This is a genomic window from Psychrobacter pacificensis, assembly GCF_900101915.1.
GTDB lineage: Bacteria > Pseudomonadota > Gammaproteobacteria > Pseudomonadales > Moraxellaceae > Psychrobacter > Psychrobacter pacificensis.
This window is the reverse complement of the sequence record NZ_FNAL01000020.1, coordinates 21,097-40,871: the sequence shown is the minus strand read 5'-3', so window position 1 is coordinate 40,871 and position 19,775 is coordinate 21,097. Positions and strand designations below refer to the sequence as shown.

17 protein-coding genes and 1 pseudogene are annotated in these 19,775 nt (G+C 44.1%); 6 read left to right on the top strand and 12 right to left on the bottom strand.

Features of this window, described 5'->3' with window-relative positions; all coding sequences use genetic code 11:
- Positions 1-81: 81 nt before the first annotated feature.
- The 3 genes from BLR43_RS10905 to yghU all read right to left on the bottom strand — a co-directional run bounded on the left by BLR43_RS10905 (position 82) and on the right by yghU (position 4,429).
- On the bottom strand, positions 82-1,698 hold the full coding sequence (locus BLR43_RS10905) for a DEAD/DEAH box helicase (protein WP_093071043.1): 1,617 nt from the start codon (positions 1,696-1,698) through the stop codon (positions 82-84).
- A 565-nt stretch (positions 1,699-2,263) separates the two neighbouring features.
- Positions 2,264-3,346, bottom strand: a complete 1,083-nt coding sequence (locus BLR43_RS10900; RefSeq protein WP_093071040.1) for a DUF1176 domain-containing protein — start codon at positions 3,344-3,346, stop codon at positions 2,264-2,266.
- A 243-nt stretch (positions 3,347-3,589) separates the two neighbouring features.
- Entirely contained in the window at positions 3,590-4,429 is an 840-nt protein-coding gene (yghU, locus tag BLR43_RS10895; protein WP_093071037.1) for a glutathione-dependent disulfide-bond oxidoreductase, read from the bottom strand.
- 504 nt (positions 4,430-4,933) lie between these two features.
- Between yghU and BLR43_RS10890 the strand changes: the two genes are divergently transcribed.
- Positions 4,934-6,310 (top strand): DHA2 family efflux MFS transporter permease subunit, encoded by a 1,377-nt coding sequence (locus BLR43_RS10890; protein WP_093071035.1) that lies wholly within the window; start codon positions 4,934-4,936, stop codon positions 6,308-6,310.
- 156 nt (positions 6,311-6,466) lie between these two features.
- Here BLR43_RS10890 and bfr (BLR43_RS10885) read toward each other — a convergent pair whose 3' ends face one another.
- From bfr (BLR43_RS10885) to BLR43_RS10875, 3 genes are all read right to left on the bottom strand, one after another.
- A complete protein-coding gene (gene bfr / locus BLR43_RS10885; RefSeq protein ID WP_071001574.1) occupies positions 6,467-6,949 on the bottom strand; it encodes a bacterioferritin in 483 nt (160 codons plus the stop codon).
- Between the two features lie 62 nt (positions 6,950-7,011).
- On the bottom strand, positions 7,012-7,500 hold the full coding sequence (bfr, locus tag BLR43_RS10880) for a bacterioferritin (protein WP_093071032.1): 489 nt from the start codon (positions 7,498-7,500) through the stop codon (positions 7,012-7,014).
- A 374-nt stretch (positions 7,501-7,874) separates the two neighbouring features.
- Positions 7,875-8,066 (bottom strand): (2Fe-2S)-binding protein, encoded by a 192-nt coding sequence (locus tag BLR43_RS10875; protein ID WP_058025142.1) that lies wholly within the window; start codon positions 8,064-8,066, stop codon positions 7,875-7,877.
- Positions 8,067-8,372: 306 nt separating this feature from the next.
- Here BLR43_RS10875 and BLR43_RS10870 point away from each other — a divergent pair, with 306 nt between their 5' ends.
- A complete protein-coding gene (locus tag BLR43_RS10870) occupies positions 8,373-8,702 on the top strand; it encodes an ArsR/SmtB family transcription factor (protein ID WP_071001576.1) in 330 nt (109 codons plus the stop codon).
- A gap of 130 nt (positions 8,703-8,832) precedes the next feature.
- Here BLR43_RS10870 and BLR43_RS10865 read toward each other — a convergent pair.
- From BLR43_RS10865 to BLR43_RS10845, 5 genes and pseudogenes are all read right to left on the bottom strand, one after another.
- Positions 8,833-9,552 (bottom strand): annotated as a pseudogene (locus tag BLR43_RS10865) (sulfate/molybdate ABC transporter ATP-binding protein); the annotation flags it as partial.
- A gap of 97 nt (positions 9,553-9,649) precedes the next feature.
- A complete protein-coding gene (gene cysW / locus BLR43_RS10860) occupies positions 9,650-10,588 on the bottom strand; it encodes a sulfate ABC transporter permease subunit CysW (RefSeq protein WP_093071030.1) in 939 nt (312 codons plus the stop codon).
- Position 10,589: 1 nt separating this feature from the next.
- On the bottom strand, positions 10,590-11,474 hold the full coding sequence (gene cysT / locus BLR43_RS10855) for a sulfate ABC transporter permease subunit CysT (protein ID WP_071001578.1): 885 nt from the start codon (positions 11,472-11,474) through the stop codon (positions 10,590-10,592).
- Positions 11,475-11,701: 227 nt separating this feature from the next.
- Positions 11,702-12,793, bottom strand: a complete 1,092-nt coding sequence (locus BLR43_RS10850) for a sulfate ABC transporter substrate-binding protein (protein WP_093071053.1) — start codon at positions 12,791-12,793, stop codon at positions 11,702-11,704.
- Positions 12,794-13,051: 258 nt separating this feature from the next.
- Entirely contained in the window at positions 13,052-14,179 is a 1,128-nt protein-coding gene (locus tag BLR43_RS10845; RefSeq protein WP_093071027.1) for a sulfate ABC transporter substrate-binding protein, read from the bottom strand.
- 363 nt (positions 14,180-14,542) lie between these two features.
- Here BLR43_RS10845 and BLR43_RS10840 point away from each other — a divergent pair, with 363 nt between their 5' ends.
- Entirely contained in the window at positions 14,543-15,061 is a 519-nt protein-coding gene (locus BLR43_RS10840) for a hypothetical protein (protein WP_093071024.1), read from the top strand.
- Positions 15,062-15,165: 104 nt separating this feature from the next.
- On the opposite strand, the gene sat is transcribed toward BLR43_RS10840, so the two are convergent.
- Positions 15,166-16,428: a sulfate adenylyltransferase gene (gene sat, locus BLR43_RS10835; protein ID WP_071001581.1), complete on the bottom strand. Its 1,263-nt coding sequence runs from the start codon at positions 16,426-16,428 to the stop codon at positions 15,166-15,168.
- 355 nt (positions 16,429-16,783) lie between these two features.
- On the opposite strand from sat, the gene BLR43_RS10830 reads away from it, so the two are divergent.
- Genes BLR43_RS10830 through BLR43_RS10820 form a run of 3 tightly spaced genes read left to right on the top strand, consistent with a single transcriptional unit; the run spans position 16,784 to position 19,749 of the window.
- The gene (locus BLR43_RS10830) at positions 16,784-18,469 is read left to right on the top strand and encodes a nitrite/sulfite reductase (RefSeq protein ID WP_093071021.1); all 1,686 of its coding nucleotides are present in this window, start codon (positions 16,784-16,786) and stop codon (positions 18,467-18,469) included.
- Complete coding sequence (locus BLR43_RS10825) at positions 18,462-19,052, top strand: DUF934 domain-containing protein (RefSeq protein ID WP_071001583.1); 591 nt, start codon at positions 18,462-18,464, stop codon at positions 19,050-19,052. Before BLR43_RS10830 ends, BLR43_RS10825 begins: the two co-directional genes overlap by 8 nt.
- A gap of 58 nt (positions 19,053-19,110) precedes the next feature.
- Complete coding sequence (locus tag BLR43_RS10820) at positions 19,111-19,749, top strand: phosphoadenosine phosphosulfate reductase domain-containing protein (protein WP_058025150.1); 639 nt, start codon at positions 19,111-19,113, stop codon at positions 19,747-19,749.
- Positions 19,750-19,775: the final 26 nt, after the last annotated feature.

The following is a 19,775-nucleotide window of genomic DNA, read 5'->3' as shown; positions in this document are numbered from 1 at the left end:
ATAACAAGTATCTGGCTTTTTACTACTTTAGACGATTAATGAATTAGTAATTAGTAGCTTTAATCGTTCGTTATAGCGATATTATGAGTTTTTACCACGGTTGCCACCGTTTGGACGACCTTGACCACGGCTGTCAGAACGATTTGCTGGGCGACCTTGGCTGCCACTTGGACGACCACGGCCTGTAGCTGCACGGTCACCGCGCTTGCCCTGATATGGTTTACCACCAAAACGGTCTTTTGGCTTACCTGATGAATCACGTGACTTGCCAGCACCTTGGCCTTGGTATCCACTATCATTGCTGGCGCGCTGGCCTGTTGCTGCGCGATCGTTTGAGCGACCACGGCCACCGCCAGTAGACTTGCCAGCATAACCACCGCTTGAGCGTCCGCGACCACGGCCACGCCCGCGTCCTTTGTTTTCGCTTGGTACGTAGGTTTTCTTAGGCTCCATGCCTTCGATAACGCACACTTCCATCTTGCGATCTAAGTAACGGTTGATGGCGGCCAATTGTGGACGATCGTCCATGCTGCATAGGCTGATAGCCACACCAGTACGGCCAGCACGGCCACAACGACCAATACGGTGGACGTAATCTTCAGTCTGACGTGGTAAATCATAGTTGATGACGTGCGAGATGGCTGGCACGTCAAGACCACGGGCAGCAACGTCAGTCGCTACTAAGATTTTTACCTTACCATTACGCAAATCTTGAACGATGCGGTTACGCTTGCTCTGTGGCAGGTCACCATGTAGGAAGCTTGCTTTATGACCCGCTTCTTGTAGTTGTTTTGCCAATTTTTCAGTGCTACGTTTGGTTGCAGCAAAGATAATGATTTGATCCATCTCTTGTTGGCAAACGATTTTGTCAAGCAAGCGGTTTTTGTGATCAAAATCATCACAGTAGTACACTTTTTCTTCGATGTGTGCAGATTCTACTTTGATTGATACGCGCTCAGGGTTCTTAGTGAAGCTGGCAGCGATTTTACCGACTGGGCCATCCCAAGTTGCTGAACACATGATCGTCTGACGATCGATTGGCGCGGCGCTTAAGATATCACTGATGTCATCAGCAAAACCCATGTCTAGCATACGGTCCGCTTCATCTAGTACCAACACTTCAAGGTTTGATAAATCCACACGGCCTGCTTTTATATGGTCAAGCAAACGACCAGGCGTGGCGACGATGACCTGTACACCTTTACGTAGGGCGGTGATTTGACCGTTGTAAGGCGCGCCGCCGACCAAGGGCACGCAGAACAAACCGCGCATGTCTTTTGAATACGTGCGTACGCTGTCATGCACCTGCTGAGCAAGCTCGCGCGTTGGCGTTAGGATAAGTGCTTTGGTCAGTTTATCAAAGCTGGTGGCACGGCTTAAGCGATCGAGTACTGGGATTACGAATGCTGCTGTTTTACCACTACCTGTTTGCGCTGACAATAAAAGGTCACGGCCGGCTAGTGCAAACGGAATGGCTTGTTCTTGGATAGGGGTTGGATTGGTATAACCGATGCGATCAAGCGCGGTCAAAATCGGCTTGGCAATATTAAGATCGCTAAAGGTTGTTTTGTCTTCTGAGGCCGCATCTGTTGCTGCTTGAGCAGTAGCGTCATTGTTAGAGGTGTCAGTGTTTGCAGTAGTGTCGTTGCTTTCGATGATACCGTTTTCAGCGGCAATTGCAGATAAGATGTCAGTCATAGGAATCCTTGGTAAGTATAAGCTGCTGTAAATTCAGCAAACTTGATGCATACCACTGATAACCGTTCATTACGCTGCTTTTATTAAAGGTTACCGAGCAACATAAAAGTGTCGATAATCAGAAACCAAGCCATTAGAGCTTAGCGTCTTTATAATAAATGCGTTCGTGCTGTCTGACGTATTTTGGTGGTAGTGCCGAGTGTCTTATCCATGCTTGATATACGCGCATTATCAATGCTTTGTCCAAAGCAGATAATCGCAAACAGCAACCAATCTAGACCCTATATAGGTCAGTAGATAAGATATGAGTCAAAAATAACTGATATGTTTAAGACGTTATTTAAGTACACAAAATCATCGGCAACAATTACTTATGGTCATCCTAGACCCAAAATCGCAGGCGATGTTATCAATCTCATAATTCACGAAAGCCTAAGCTTGCGTGGCGACGCAGTATAGCACAATAAAAAATTATGTGTAGCCATTTATTCAATTACTAAGTAAATAGCCCGAATAAGTCCTCTATTGAGCATGCTAAACGTCTCATTCAACAAAAAATCGGTGATTATTTGACTACTTTAACATCCGTGACATAAGTCGGCAGCTGCCATGCCCCGCCCGCTTCAATAAGACGGCACAGTCCAGTGGTGCTTTCATGGCTTTTCTCAAACGCGCGGCCCGTCCACACCCAATCGACTTGACTCATACAGTCGCCAATACCGCGACCTTTTTGTACTGAGCTAAGCTTACCTTTGTCGTAATTGGTGGCGCTAGTCGTGACCAATGTCGGCTTGTAAGGTTTGCTATCATTGATCACCCACACCCCACTACCCACATTGTAAGCAGCTGTCCAACAATCATGCTGTGCCAGCAGCTGTGAATCATTTAGGCGACTGACACGCCAAGGTGACTTGTCTGATAGATTTGGGCAGTCAGCATCGGCATCTTTCATCGTTCCTTTCATCAATGAGGCCAATTGAGAGGATCTCATGACAAACTTTTTATCGCTAGCAGCAGACTTACCACTAGGCTCTACAAAACGTAGTACAGGTACTGCTTTAGGGGGTAAGACATTACTATTAGATTTGGTCGCATTATCATGGTTCATCAGCGCACTTGGCGTACCCACGCGTCCTTGGACATCATCGGCCTTTAACATGACCGCACTAGCTCCTCTGTCTGAGAGTTGCCAGCGCGAGTTACGTAATGCGAATGTGATTTTGCTTGATCGCTGAAGGGCGCTAACTAAGGCGGTAACTTGCGCTTGGGTTAGCTCAGCACTGCCTGCGGCTGCAGAATACGGCTTGGTTTCACCATAATTTCGATCGTTAATAAATAGTGATATCCGGTGACGGTTACCTAATTGCATTAAGGCTTTAGAGGAGCTGTCTTTGGTACCACCAAGCTTGACTTTGCCATCTACAGCGGCGTTTGCCCCTGCACGGCGGGTCAATAAGACAGAGACAGGAAATTCACTATTATTTTCTGCTTGATAGCCTGCTATCCGACAAGTACGGGTATTATCACAGACCACCTGCCAATCTTGGCTGGTAAACTCAGTTTTGGCGTTCACCATACTCGCTGTACCAAACAAAGCCATACTAACTGCTGCAAGCATAGGTAAGCGCATTTTATTATTGTGTTTCATAATCCATTACTCATCAATCAAATAAGTATAAACACCTGTCTGTCACGGTGATAAGCGGTTATCTTAACGCTTTAATGTTTCTATCTGTTGTTCTAATGTACCATTATGTAAATACAAAAGAAAGTGGTCATCAATTTTATATTTATTATTTTAAATATAATAAAAATAAGCCGATAAGTGCGTAACTTAAACTTACCAGCCTAAATGTCATTGAAAATAATTAAATGATGCTCGTGCTAATAATTAATCGATTGGTTTTAACTCTAGCTCCACAGCACGCTTGACGGCAGGTCTCTCAGCAATTTTTTTCGCCCAGCGCTGTATGTGTTTGTAGTCTTGTACTTGCAAAAACTCTGCCGCATCATATAGCTTACCGAGTACCAACTGTCCATACCATGCCCAAATAATCATATCGGCAATATTATAATCAGCTTCATCATTACCGCATAAATACTCACTGTCTTTTAGATGGGTATCTAATACATCAAGCTGACGTTTAGTCTCCATGGTGTAACGATTAATTGGATATTCTAACGGCTCTGGTGCATAGGCATAGAAATGTCCGAAGCCGCCACCTAAAAAAGGCGCACTACCCATTTGCCACATCACCCACGACAGACAGTCTGCTCTCGCTTTTCCTAGCGATAAAGGTAGGAATCTATCAAATTTTTCTGCCAGATACATCAAGATAGCGCCCGACTCAAAAAGAGCAATCGGCTCGCCAGCGGTACCAGCAGAATGATCGACCAACGCTGGAATTTTTGAGTTAGGGTTAATCGCTACAAACCCTGAGCCAAACTGTTCACCTTGCGAGATATCAATTTTATAAGCATCGTACTCAGCACCGCTAATACCAAGCTCTGCCAGCTCTTCTAATAAGATATTAACTTTAACACCATTGGGTGTGTTCAGTGAGTATAGCTGTAGCGGAGCATCGCCTACTGGTAGCTCTTTATCATAACGAGCGCCAGAGGTTGGGCGATTGATGCTTGCGAACTTACCGCCGTTGTCTTTGTCTTGTGTCCAAACTTTAGGCGGTACATATTTATCGTTTTGTGTGTCACTGGTTGATGCATTACTCATAAAATATCCTTAGTTATTATTGCCATTATTTTTGGTTATATTAGCTTTTACTTATCTTAGTACTGTTTTTCTTGATATAGTCAATCCTAAATAAAACAGATACATTATATATCAAGGTGGGACTGGTCTAAATTTTCCTTGCGTGCTGTGCCTAGGCTGCTCGATGCTGCGAAAAATTTATCCCAGTCCCACTGTATCGTTTTTATACTGAATTCACTATAGCCATGCTAATTTCTCTATTAATTACCATGCTATTTATTAGCTAGGCTTTACTATAACGATAACCTCTGCTGATATTAAAGTCTTCTCTTGTAATCAATGTTACGATTTTACTGTGATTAATGACATACCACTCAATGACCCAAGCCCGCCATAATGCTTCGTTACCTTGAGGCACTTTAATTACCCTCTAAGCTTTCTTATACTACTCAACTTATATCGCGCAATCTGTTCGTAAAGACGCGAACCTCACGATTTTATAATAAGATATCCAATGGGATTGACATGCTGACGCTCACCCCAGCTCAAAATAAATACCTACCCTATGTGTTAGCAGTGGCGCTATTCATGCAAATTCTGGATGCCACTATCCTGAACACCGCACTGCCGCAGATGGCCTTGGCATTAGATGAGTCACCGTTAAAAATGCAGTGGGCCGTTATCAGCTATGCATTGACCTTGGCAATTTTTATTCCAATTAGTGGGTTTTTGGCAGACAAATACGGTACGCGCCGCGTTTTTCTCTCTGCTATTGTGATATTTTGCATCGGCTCACTGCTGTGCGCGATGGCCTCTACTTTAAATTTTTTGGTCGCATCACGGGTGATACAAGGTATTGGCGGCGCTATGATGACCCCAGTTGGGCGTTTGATTTTAGTAAAGTCCTACCCACGTAATCAGTTATTGACGGTAATGAATTTTGCAGTGATTCCTGCCTTGGTCGCGCCGCTGGTTGGACCCTTGCTTGGCGGGTATTTGGTCCAATATGCCAGTTGGCACTGGATATTTTTGATCAATATTCCGATGGGTGTGGTGGGGTTTGTCATTGGCAAAAAACTCATACCTGCGCTGTTTGGGGATAAGCAGTCTTTAGACTGGGTCGGTTTTGGGCTGTTTGCATTGGGTGCGTGCGCCTTAACCTTGGCAGTTGAGATGGGTTCAAAAGTGGGTCACGGTTACAATGCGCTATTGCTAGCTGCCGCATCGATTGGTTTTTTACTGGCCTATGTATGGCATGCCAAACGCCATGTTGCGCCGCTATTTTCTTTGACACTCTTTAATGTGCCCACTTTTCGTATTGGTATTACTGGCAATCTATCCACGCGTATTGGCATCAGTGCCGTGCCTTTTTTATTACCATTACTATTACAAGTCGTTTTTGAATACACGCCTTCGCAGGCAGGCTGGTTATTAGCACCCATTGCAGTTGGTGCACTTGGGATAAAACCCTTTGTCAGCAAAATTATCCAGCGTTACAGCTATCGCGTGGTATTGGTATACAACACCCTTATTTTGGGTTTACTGATTATTGTACTAGGACAGTTCTCAGATGCGGCGCAGTGGCCATGGATGATTCCGGTGCTGATTGTGATTGGTGTTTGTAACTCAATCCAGTTCAGTGCCATGAATACCATCACTATCGGCGATCTACAAGGGGCACAGACCAGTAGTGGCAACAGCTTAATGGCCGTCAATCAGCAAATGGCAATCGGATTGGGTATTGCCTTTGGTGCCGCACTGCTCAACTTGTTACGTGATCGGTTTCAAGTAGATACCTTACTTGCTTTTCAGGTCACTTATTGGATACTGGGCGGCTTTACTATTCTCTCAGGATTGGGCTTTTTACGGTTAAAACCAGAAGATGGGCGTGGTTTGTACTAACTACCTCGGTAAATACTTAAAAGCTGATTGCCGCATATAAGCCTTTAGTGGTTTCTAAACGTAAAAAGCCAGCGTGTATTTTGGTTAAAAACCAATCACACGCTGGCAAGTTTGTTTCATTGCTGATTGAGACGAATGCTAATTAAGACAAATTACTTATGGCTCGTCATCATCACTGATTTGTGATTGAATATAGCGTTCTGCACCCATACTTTCTATCAAATCTTCTTGCGTCTCTAGCCAATCCTGGTATTCTTCATTACCATCTTTTATCGTAACCAGTAGGTGACGAGACACATAGTCAGACTTTGTCTCGCATAGGGTAATCGCATCCGTAATGATACTGAATTTTTGTTTTTCTAAACGCAAGTTGCAATCAATCACTTCTGGCACATCCTCGCCGACCAATACCTTACCCAATTCCTGTAAGTTAGGTAAACCACCTAACAGCAAGATACGCGCAATCAAATCATCTGACCATTTCATCTCAGCGATAGACTGCTTATAAAGTGAGTCGTTAAGCGCTTCTAAGCCCCAATGACGGACGATACGTGCGTGCAAGAAATACTGGTTAATCGCAATTAATGATTGACCAAGTACCTTGTTTAATGCACGAATGACCTCTTTATCCCCTTTCATAATCTCTCTCCCTTTCTTATTTATATTAAATACTATAGTTTTTATTCGTATCTATGATGATATCAAACAAGATTAGGAGTGACTTCAGCCATCTGGGTCTGTAGATAATTAGGCAGACCAATCATGTCAATTAAGCGTAACTGTTGTTCAAGCCAATGCGCATGGTCTTCTTCCGTATCTTTTAGCTGCTCAACAAGCATCTCACGTGTGACATAGTCGTGCTCTGCTTCACAAAGCGCAATGCCTTCTTTTAGATGTTTTTGTACTTTATATTCTAAATCAAGATCAATCTGTAGCATCTCAGGAACCGTGCTGCCGATATTGACCTGATCGATCGTCATGTTAGGTGTACCACTCAGCATGAGAATGCGACGAATAATTGCTTGTGCGTGTAGTGTTTCGTCTTCCATTTCATGATGGATACGATCGTACAATTTGCCATAATGCCATTCAGCATACATCTCTGAGTGAATAAAATACTGGTCACGTGCCGCCAGCTCGCCGCCTAACAAGAAATTTAAATAATCAATAACTTTTTGACTGCCTTTCATAATGCACACTCCTCTATATGTTTTTGCCGATCTATATATTCATATTTTTATATATAAAGATACCTAAATACGTAAACTGATCAGTAAAGGGTCAAATCAATAAAACGTCTTACAATCTTTGACAGATATAGTAGCATACAGTCGTCACCTGGCATGTAATGTTGTGAACTAAGAATAAGATGCTAATTGAGAATTGTAATTAGCTACAGTTGTCAGTTACGATACTTGATACATATTGATAGCAGCGATGTTGGCATATCTATGAGGTTATATGGACGCCTGCTATTTACTCCTTATGTATAATAAAAGAATAGATGCAATATATTGAATATATTTGGTTGGATTAGAGATAAGATCGACTAAGCTAAAAGTAGTTATACTGCATACGCTAAGACATCGAGTGCTGCGTGATGTTCGTCTAAGTAATCATTGACCATAGGCTCACAGCATCCACAGCAAGTTGCAACGTCGAGAGTGTCTTTTAGACCATCAAGGGTATCTACACCAGAAGCAATGGCTGCTTGGATTTGCTTTTCTTTGACGTTATTACAGATACATACGTACATGGATTGGCTCCTCTGATTACCACTATTTGATAGCGACTACTTGCTTAGCATCACGCTGATTACATGCAGTATAATAACGATAATTGTTATCATTTTCAATAACATTCGGAACTTTTTTGGTCGTGATGGTACAGTTGTATTTCGCACCATTCACCTATGTAAGTGGCTATAAGCGTCCATGTAACCGAATATTATAGAAGGTAGTAAATTAACGACGAACTGTAATTTTGCTTATTTTTTAATCGATTTTCTAGATAACTGCTATTATATTGAACCCCTATAAACGAAGTCCATTGGAATTTTCCTATGTCTGATAATAATTTTACGATACGACCTATCGATTTGTTCAAAGTCCTATCTGATCAAACACGCCTAAAAATATTTCAAATTCTTTTTAAAAAAGAAGCACGTTGCGTGGGTGATTTGGTAGACATGCTTGATCAACCGCAACCAACGATATCGCGTCATTTGAACCATTTGAAAAAACTGGGTATCTTAAGCTGTGTACGTGACGGTACATGGATGTGGTATGAAGTCGCTGATGACTTACCAGAATGGTGTCAAGACATCTTGAATATCACTTATGATCAACTCTCTCCAAGTGATTCAGATAAAGATGAATCGAGACTTGCTTAAATGTTATAGATAGACAAGTGTAGTTAATTGCATTCTGTATGATTCAACAAGCCAAAAAAAAATCCTACCTAAGTAGGATTTTTTTGTCTCATCAGTTATGAATGACAGTGAGATAAAAGCTGAGCCGCTAAGCCAAATCTAAGAAGTCGCTGATAAAGGCATTAGCTGGCTGGTGTATCAGCTCCTCTGACGTTCCTACCTGCTCTACTCTACCTTGATTCATGACGACGATCTCGTCAGAGACGGCGCGGGCTTCTTCTTGATCATGGGTCACCATAATACTTGTGATACCAAGCTCGTGGTGGATATTCTTTAGCCAAGTGCGCAGCTCTTTACGTACTTTGGCATCTAACGCACCAAATGGCTCATCCAGCAATAGTAGCTTTGGCTTGACCGCAAGTGCCCGTGCTAGTGCAATACGCTGACGCTGACCGCCTGACAGTTGGTGCGGATACGCATTGGCAACTTGTGGGAGCTGTACCAGATCTAACAGCTCTGCCACGCGCTTATCGATATCCGCTTTGCTAGGACGTTCATTCTTTGGTAGTAACGTCAATCCAAAGGCAACGTTATCTGCGATGTTCTTATGACGGAACAACGCATAATGCTGAAACATAAAGCCAATATGACGCTTCTGTACTGGCGTATTGGTGACATCCATCTCATCAAACAGTACCTGTCCAGAGTCGGCATATTCCAGACCCGCAATGATACGTAGCAATGTGGTCTTACCGCAGCCTGATGGACCTAGCAAGGTCGTCAGCTTGCCAGTTGGCACAGTAATATTGATATTGTCTAAAGCCGTAAAGTCACCAAATTTTTTATTAACGTTGCGAATCTCAATGCTCATAATGGTATCTCTTATAATATCTTTTGTCGTATTGAGACTGATGTCTTAACGACTGTGTCAATATGATTGAACAATCCTGAATACTTACCCAAACAACTTATAGCTTACTAGCACTCTCAGCCGTTGACGTCGTCGCATTGGCACTCACTGGTAGCTCAGGGGCAGCCGCCAAACGTTCAGACTTAGCAAATTTTCGCTCTTGTACTTTGGTCATGACTTGCTGAATCAGTAGCGTCACTAAGGCAAGTGCGGCAAGTAAGCTCGATAAGGCAAATGCAGCGGTAAAGTTATAATCATTATAGGCAATCTCAACCAATAGCGGCATGGTATTAGTCTCACCGCGAATGTGACCAGATACCACACTGACCGCACCAAACTCGCCCATCGCACGTGCATTGGTCAAAATTAAACCATACAGCAGCGCCCATTTAATATTAGGCAATGTCACATGCCAAAAAGTCTGCCAGCCAGTCGCACCCAAGGTTAATGCGGCTTGCTCTTCAGAGTCGCCTTGGGTCTGCATCAATGGTATCAGCTCACGTGCCACAAACGGAAAGGTCACAAATAGCGTCGCCAGAATAATACCAGGTACTGCATAGATCACCTGAAAACCCATGCTCTCAAGCCAGCCACCAATCGTAGAGTTCATTCCGAATAGCAGCACAAACATCAAACCGGCAACGACAGGTGATACGGAAAATGGTAAATCAAGTAAGGTGGTGACCAGCTGCTTACCTTTAAACTGATAGCGTGTGACCAACCACGCAATCGCAATACCCATGACCATGTTGATCGGTAAAACAATCGCCGCTGTGATCAATGTCAGTTTGATCGCTTGTAATGCCTCAGGGTCAACCAATGACGCAAGATATAACTGCCAGCCGTTTTTAAAAGCCTCATAAAACACAGCCAATAATGGCACCACCAGCATTAAGACCATAAACAGCACAGCGATCACAATAAAGGTACGGCGTATCCATGGCGTGTCTTTGGTCGCAGCGTTACTTTGGTAGTCGTAGCTATTAGATATTTGCATATTAGCGAGCTCCTACGCGGCGTGACAGTTTCCACTGCATGATATTGATGGTCAATAAAATCACAAATGAGATGAGTAGCATAAACAGTGCAACCGCAGAAGCGCCTTGAACATCGAACTGCTCAAGTTTACTGATAATGATGAGCGGCAAAATCTCAGACTGCATCGGAATATTACCCGCGATAAAAATAACGGAGCCATACTCGCCAGTAGCACGGGCAAACATCATACCTGCGCCCATTAGTAGTGCAGGCAGTAGTTCTGGCAAAATCACTTTACGAAAAGTGGTTAAGCGATTGGCACCCAATACAGCTGCGGCTTCTTCAAACTCAACCGATAGCTCTGCGAGTACTGGTTGTACTGCACGGACGATAAAGGGAAAGCTCACCACAACCAATGCTAGCCAAATACCTATCGGCGTAAAGGCGACCTGAATATCGAACTTGGCAAACCATTGACCAATCAAGCCATTAGGCGCGTATAGCGTCGCAAGCGAGATACCTGTAACGGCGGTTGGTAGTGCAAATGGCAAATCAACCAAGGCATTAATTAACGACTTACCCCAAAACTCATAGCGGACAAGTACCCACGCAACCAGTGTACCAAAGACCATATTGGTCAGCATCGCCAAAAATGACATCCATAAGCTGAGCTTAATTGCAGCAGTGACTTGCGGCTGGGTGATGGTTTCCCAAAAACCCGTCCAACCCATCTGAGTTGTGGTATAGGCCATCATGGCAAACGGTAGCACCACTAGTAATGACAAACTAAAGACAGTGATGCCCATGCTCAGACCAAACCCAGGTAGCACATTGCGCTGACGCAAGCGTGTCAACCACCCTTTTTTGTTGGTGGGTTTGCTGGCAGAAGAAGATGTTGCACTCATAGTGATGTCCTATTGCCTAACTGATGGTACTTAGCGAGGGTGCTCACCGTAAGACCATTATTATCACAACTGTTATTAAAATTATTATTGGTCGGCTTACAATATAAAGGACATAGTGCATACGACCATGTCCTTTATGGGGTGCTTAATGACTGACTGTACGATTAACTGCTTCAACCAGTTTTAGTGGTTAGCGCACTAGCAGTTCTTATATACGTAGCAGGCGATTACTGCGGCGCATTAACAGCCAACTGATCAAACACACCGCCATCACTGAAGTAGGTGCTCATGATCTCATCCCATGTGCCAAAGGCATCGTTCGGGCGGAAAGTTTCAACAGGTGGCAATTTGTCACTGTTTTTGTCAAGAACGCTCTTAACGCTAGGACGTAAGTATAAATCGGCTGCTAGTTGCTGAGCAGGCTCACTCCACAAGTAATCAAGATACGCTTTGGCCGCGTCTGTGGTACCTTTTTTGTCTGTTACCGTCTTCACAACTGCCACAGGGCTTTCTGATTTGATTGAGTATTTTGGATAAACGATATCTACTTGACCCGCACCAAAATCAGTCGCTGCAAGGTTGGCCTCGTTTTCAAAAGTGACCAATACATCACCGATACCGCGCTGTACGAAAGTCGTTGTCGCGGCACGTCCGCCGTTTTCATAGACTTTGACATTTTTTAGCATGTCTTTGACGTAGCCTTGAGCTTTTGTTTCATCTTGATTAAAAGCATGTAGACCATAACCGTAAGCGCCTAAGAATGCATAACGACCGTTACCTGTGACCTTTGGATTGGCCATGACAATCTCAACACCGTCTTTGGTCAAATCTTCCCAGTCTTTGATATTTTCTGGATTGTCTTTACGTACCAAAAATACGATCGTACTGGTAAACGGCACTGCGTTATCAGGGAATTTGCTTTCCCAATCTGACTCAACCAAGCCTTTTTTCTCAAGTAGCTCGATATCAGAGCCTTGGTTCATGGTGGCAACATCGGCTTGTAGACCATTTGCGACAGACAATGCCTGTTTGCTTGAGCCGCCATGTGACTGCTTGATTAGAATCTTGCTGTCTGGATGCTCAGCTTTATAGTGCTCAACAAACAAAGGGTTGTAGTCTTTATAGAAGTCACGTGCCACATCGTATGAGACATTGAGTAGCTCAATATTCTGCCCTTCTGTCGTCGCTGAACCGTCAGCTGCCGCCTCAGTAGTCTCACTGTTGCTACAGCCAGCTAGACCCAATGTCAGAGCAACGCCAGCAATGCTCAAGGCACTAAGGGTTTTACTCTTTTGTTGATAACGAGCTACGTCTGTCATAAATACCTCAAAGATGTCTGTTGTGTAATGCAAGTATGCTAACAGCGCCATCTTATTATGTTTAATGATGAATATGCGTATGTTATTGCCAAAAGGGAATAACAAGCAGGCAAAGCCAATCATATCAATAATTTATGAAAATTATATACGCATAACCAACTGTTTTCTGATTTTAACATTGGATACGTCTTATCTATCTTGTCCGTGTTTCACTGATAACGGCCAAGACAGATCATTCTACAAGCCAGAAATTAACGACTACTTAGTACTTGCCAGCTGATCGAAACGACCACCGTCTACAAAGAAAGTATCCATAATCTCTGCCCATGGGCCAAAGACGGCGACAGGCTCAAACGTTTCAATATCAGGTAATGTGTCCTTGTGGGCAGCAAGTATTTGCTCATCACTCGGACGCATATACATTTTTGCCATCAGCTCTTGTGCAGGCTTGTCCCATAATCCTTTTAGATAGGCACTTGCCGCTTCGGTCTTGCCCGCTTGATCAGTCACTGCCGTAACGACTGCTACTGGGTTGGCAATCGTAATCGAGTAACTGGGATAGACAATATCGACCTGACCCATGGCAAATTGCTGAGCGGCCAAATTCGCCTCATTTTCGGTGGTGATGAGTACGTCACCTAGGCCGCGCTGGGTAAAACTGGTCGTCGCAGCACGTGCGCCATTGTCATAAGTGACCACGTTTGCCAACAGCTTTTTAATAAAGTCATTGGTTTTAACAGGGTTGTCGCTACTGTTTTCTTTGAATTGGTGCAAGCCATAGCCGTAAGCCCCCAAAAAGGCATAACGCGCTGTACCACTGGTCTTGGGATTGGGCGTGACCACATCGATATCGTTACGGGCTAAATCTGACCAATCCTGAATGTTTTTTGGATTACCTGCACGAACCAGTAGCACCATAGTGCTGGTGTACGGCACAGCATTATTGGGTAGTGCCTGCTGCCAATCAGAATCGACTAGACCTTTTTCCACCAACAGATTCATATCGCTCTCTTGGTTAAAGGTGACCACATCTGCTTGTAGTCCATTGGCAACAGAGAGCGCCTGCTTGCTTGAACCGCCATGCGACTGATTGATATTTACTTTGCTGTTTGGATGGGCTTTTTGATAGTCAGTGCTAAATAGCGCGTTATATTCTTTATAAAAGTCGCGAGATACATCATAGGAGACATTGAGTAGATTGACATCCTGCGTCTCACCATTAGCGTTGTTTGCTGCCTTGTTTTGCGCCTCTTCGGTTGGGCTACAGCCTGTCATCATGATCGCTGCTGCGAGCATGCTGCTAGTGGTAAGTACCCGCGCTTTTATATGTTTATTATTGGTTGGCTGGATGCTAGCCATGCGGAATTTTTGGAATTTTTTTTGCATGATGCTCTCGATAAAGGTGGTAGAAGCGTGTTGTTAAAATTCTGATCATCATAGGGCTTACAATCATTTGAGCTTGGTTTTTTTGACTTTTACTCTGTTGATTTCGGCTTTCGGATGATGAAAGCTATGCTAGCAGCATAAATAGCAAACGCTTAGTGACGAATCCGCTTATCAAGTCTTGATGTTGGCATAAGCACTTAGCATGTGCTTTTAGGAAATTATGGGAAACGTGAGGTAAATCATTGCAGGCAGGCTTATTAAATAGGCTATAATTTAGCTAGGCTGTACCCTCATTCTATATGGTAGGGCCCATGCGCCAATGCTATATCCATTTTACCGTCTTATTTAACCAAAGGCCTTTTTATGACTCTTTCGTCCCATCGCTTTCATTCTATTGCAGCATTAACATTGATAGCCACTACCTTAGCTGCCGTAACGGGTTGTCATAATGTGACGCCCGCGGTGAAGAGTTCTGCGAGCAATGCTGTAGCGGTTTATTCAATTCCAGTGGATGTTATGAAAGACTATATTTCTGGTGATTATGCTTCTGCAGATTATGACAAACGCGCACAAGGCTATGACTGGGTTGGCGTCATGGTGCGTGCAGAGAGTGACCAACAAGTCGATATAAAAGTTCGCTCACGTAGCGATATCAAAAAACAGACTTGTCAGTTTGATGGTAAGGCGATATTAATGGGGCAAGACGCGGCACACGGTACAATTTTTCAGGCACAGGCAAATGACAGCACCGTCTTTTTTCAATTTAAAGACAATATGCTGACGATTGATAGCCCAAATAAATATGCGCTGAATTACTTTTGCTCAGGCGGTGCCTCACTTGCGGGAGAATATCAAAAACTGACAGAAGATTTAGCGATTTGATAGCTCACGCTAACTGCGGTGAGAGATGCTAAAAATGACAAAAACAAAAGGTGCCAGACCATAAGTCTGACACCTTTTTTATGCTTGAAGATTTTAAAACTATCTTAAACTGCAGAAGCGCCAGTCAGCTTAACCTCAGCGCGTTCTTCTTTAGCAATACCGGCATAGTAATTACGCAAAATCTCTAGCACTTCTGGACGGCTAAAGTTGTCGGGTACCTCCAGATCTTCTGATAGCGCTTTACGCAGTTTAGTGCCTGAGACTTTGACGTGCTCGCTTGCATCGTGCGGGCAAGTTTTATCAGAGGCCATCGCTTGACACGCATTACACCAAAAGGTCCAGCCAATTTTTAGCGGCTGGGTGATGAGATCGTCTTTGCCAACCTGTTCAAAAATGGTTTGTGCATCAAACGCGCCATAGTAATCGCCCACACCAGCATGATCGCGACCAACGATCAGATGACTACAGCCATAGTTTTGGCGGAATAACGCATGTAATAAGGCTTCACGTGGACCAGCATAGCGCATATCTAATGGATAACCCGCTTGAATGACTGTGTCTTGTTTGAAGTAATTATCAATCAAGGTTTTGATGGCTTCTTGACGCACTTCTGCTGGAATATCACCTGGTTTTAGTGCGCCGAGCAATGAATGAATCATCACGCCATCGCAGATCTCAATTGCGATTTTGGCCAGATATTCATGTGAGCGGTGCATCGGGTTACGCGTTTGGAAAGCCGCCACAGTCTTCCAGTTTTTCTCTTCAAAGATTTGACGCGTTTGCGCGGGCGTTTTATAGATACCAGGATAACGCGTTGGGAACTCGCCCTCGCTCAGTACTTCTACGCTACCTGCAATATTGACCTCATCTTGATCCAACACTTGCTGGACGCCTGGATGCTCTGGATCTGTGGTGGTAAATACTTGCTGACACTCGTGTTCTTTATCAATGGTATAGGTCTCTTCTACTGTTAAGATGCCCATAACTTCACCATCTTGTGCGACCAATGCCACTTTGTCGCCTTGACTCAAACTATCCGCCGTCGCTTTTGGTGCAGACAAGGTGATCGGAATGGGCCAAAACAAACCTTTATTATCCCCACTTTGCAAGCGCATGTTGTCAACCACACCTTGCCAATCAGCTTTATTCATAAAGCCATTTAATGGTGTAAAGCCGCCAATACCGAACATGATCAGATCACCACGCTCGCGTGAGCTTAAGGTAATGGTTGGTAAGGTGCTGGCAAGCTCTAGGGCTTGCTTGCGTGCTTCGCCTTCTAACAACAGTGGCTTTAGCTCGGCACTGCCATGTGGTGGAACCAACTTTGATTGAGTTTGGCTTTGGGTCTGAATCTGGGTCTGAGACATATCGTTATTAAAACCTCTTATTAGAAAGAATGGTTGGAAGAGATGAGCAAAAATACGAAAGTGATTAAATATACAAAACTGAGAAGAAAGCCGTCGATAGATAAGAAGTAGCGTACTAGTGATCAGGCGTTAAATTTGATAAGCATAGGCTACCTAACTTTCGTTATGAAAATTTATGCTGTGTTTGGATATGGATATGTCTGAAAGGAATTTATGTTTATAGATAGAAGCTTATATGATGTGACCCTGAATTGTTTAAATTGCGATTTGTGGTAAAGTCTATCACCTACGAGCACAGATATTAGATTGCTGCCATCGCTGCTTTTAAGACTAAAAACAAAACTGAGATTACGTCATGTATCAATATAATTACGCTGACCAGACGTTAGTAGACGAACGAGTTGCCCAATTTCGCGACCAAACTGAGCGATTTTTGGCAGGTGAGCTGCCAGAAGAGCAGTACTTACCACTGCGATTGCAAAACGGCTTGTATATCCAGCGTTATGCACCGATGCTCCGTATTGCCATTCCTTACGGCTTGCTTGCCAGCTATCAGCTACGCAAATTGGCTGAGATTACCCGCAAATACGACAAAGGCTACGGGCATTTCACGACTCGTACCAATATTCAGTTGAACTGGCCAAAACTAGAAGAAGTGCCAGACATTTTGGCAGAATTGGCAACGGTACAGATGCATGCCATCCAAACCTCAGGCAACTGTATTCGTAACACCACAACCGATCCTTATGCGGGTATCTATAAGGAAGAAATCGCTGATCCACGTCCTTATTGCGAAATCATTCGTCAGTGGTCAACCTTCCACCCTGAGTTTGCCTTTTTACCGCGTAAATTTAAAATTGCAGTGATCGGTACCGAAGCGGATCGTGCGGCAACGCAAGTACATGATGTGGGTCTGCACGTCGTTACCAATGACGCAGGCGAGCTTGGCTTTGAAGTGATCGTTGGTGGTGGCTTAGGACGTACGCCTATTATTGGTAAAACGATTCGTAAGTTTTTACCTCGTGAGCATTTACTCAGCTATCTCGATGCCATTTTGCGCGTTTATAACCTGCACGGTCGCCGTGATAACAAGTACAAAGCCCGTATTAAAATTTTGGTCGACAGCTTAGGCGGCGATCAGTTTGCCAAACTGGTAGAAGCTGAGTGGGAAGCACACACCAAAGACGGTCCGCTGACCTTGACGGATGACAATTTTGACACCGCTGCTAGCTACTTTAGCATGCCTGATTATCAGTCATTTGATGCGCTCGCAGTACAGTCTGAGCTACAACAACAACTAAACGCTGATAAAGACTTTGCCAACTGGTATAACCAGAATACTGTGGCACATAAGGTGGACGGTTACCGTGCGGTCGTGATCTCTTTAAAAGCCGGACTGGTGGACGGTCGTTATGTGCCATCAGGTGACTTGAGTGATGCGCAAATGGATGCGCTTGCCGATTTGTCTGATCGTTATAGCTTTGGTGAGTTGCGCGGTACGTATCAGCAAAATCTGGTATTCGCTGATGTGCAAACCAATGAGCTTTATGAATTGTGGCAGCAGCTATCAGATTTGCATTTAGCACGCGCCAATATCAACACCTTAACCGACATGATTGTCTGCCCAGGTTGGGATTACTGCTCACTGGCCAATGCGACTACGCATAATATTGCTGAGCAAATCGAAAAGCAGTTCGATGATTTGGATTACTTGTATGATCTTGGTGATATTCGCCTAAACATGTCAGGCTGCATGAATGCCTGCGCTCACCATCACACAGGTGATATCGGTATCTTGGGTGTGGACAAAAAAGGCGAGCACTGGTATCAGATTAGCCTTGGCGGTAACTCTAGTAATGACGCCAAATTGGGCAAAATCTTAGGAAAAGCGGTGCCAGCGGATGATGTGGCCAGCACCTTACAAACCATTTTAGATGTGTATCTCGATATACGCGGCACTAACGAACAAGATGTTGAGGGTTTTGGTGACGTGATTGACCGCGTTGGTATCGCCCCCTTTAAGGAGAAGGTCTATGGCTAATCATCATGTGCTCGATAGCCATGGCGCAGACATCAGTGGCGAAGATACTTGGCAAGCACTAGCGACAGCGCAGCTGCCTGACGGTATCGCGTTATCAAACCTGACCTTACTTGAGCTGTTACACAAACAAGAAAAAGTTGATGTACTTGTTCCATTAGCAGATTTATTAAATGCTGATGGAAAACTGGCAAACGGTTTGCTCGCGCAAGTATTGGATATCCTCAAGCAGCACAGCAGCCGATTGGGTGTGTGGATCACGTCCAACACCGATGCTGATGATCTGTCTGATGTAAAAGACTTTTTATTGACGCAAGACTTGATCGTCATTCATGTCCCAAGTTTTGTGGACGGTCGCGGTTTTAGTTTTGCACAGACCCTGCGTCAGCTTGGTTATGAAGGTGATATTCGCATGGCAGGCGCGTTTGGTCGTGATCAAATCGCTTATTTGCTGCGCGCTGGTGCGACCAGCTTTGTACTCAATGAGCATGATGCTAAATCTGATATTAGCCAAGCCTTCACTGCCCTAGCCAGTAGCTATGATGGTCGAGACGCTTCAGCATTACCGATGTTCTCAAAAAACTGATTTTATTATTCACTATCAAATCGCTATTTTTATATTAACAATTATTAAGGAATGTATTATGAGCCAATTACACCCAAACCTAGATATAGACCAAGCAAACCAAGATTTGCAAGGTAAATCACCTGAGCAAATCGTTGAGTGGGCATTGACGCAAGCCAAAAACCCAATCATCACCACCAACTTCCGTCCTTATGAGTCAGCGATCTTGCATTTGGTTGCCAAGCAGCGCCCTGACATCACGGTATTGTGGGTAGATTCAGGCTATAACACCGATGCGACCTATCAATTTGCCAACAAATTGATTCGTGATCTTGATCTCAACGTTGTGACTTATATCCCAAAACAAACCGCTGCACACCGTGATTCAACCATGAATGGTATCCCAGGCATTGACAACCCGCAACATGGCGAGTTCACTGAACAAGTGAAACTTGAGCCATTCCGCCGCGCCCTTGCTGAGCTAAAGCCTGACGTATGGTTTAACGCGATTCGTAAAGACCAAACTGAGTTCCGTCAAGGGCTTGATGTACTTAGCTTATCAAAAGACGGTGTATTGAAAGTAGCGCCATTGTTTGAAAAAACCGATGCAGATTTGGATGTGTACTTAGATGAGCACAACTTGCCAAACGAGCATGACTACTTTGATCCAACTAAAGTAGAAGAAAGCCGTGAGTGCGGTCTGCATACTCAGCTTTAATTTTAGTGTTTTCTGAATGAAAAAAG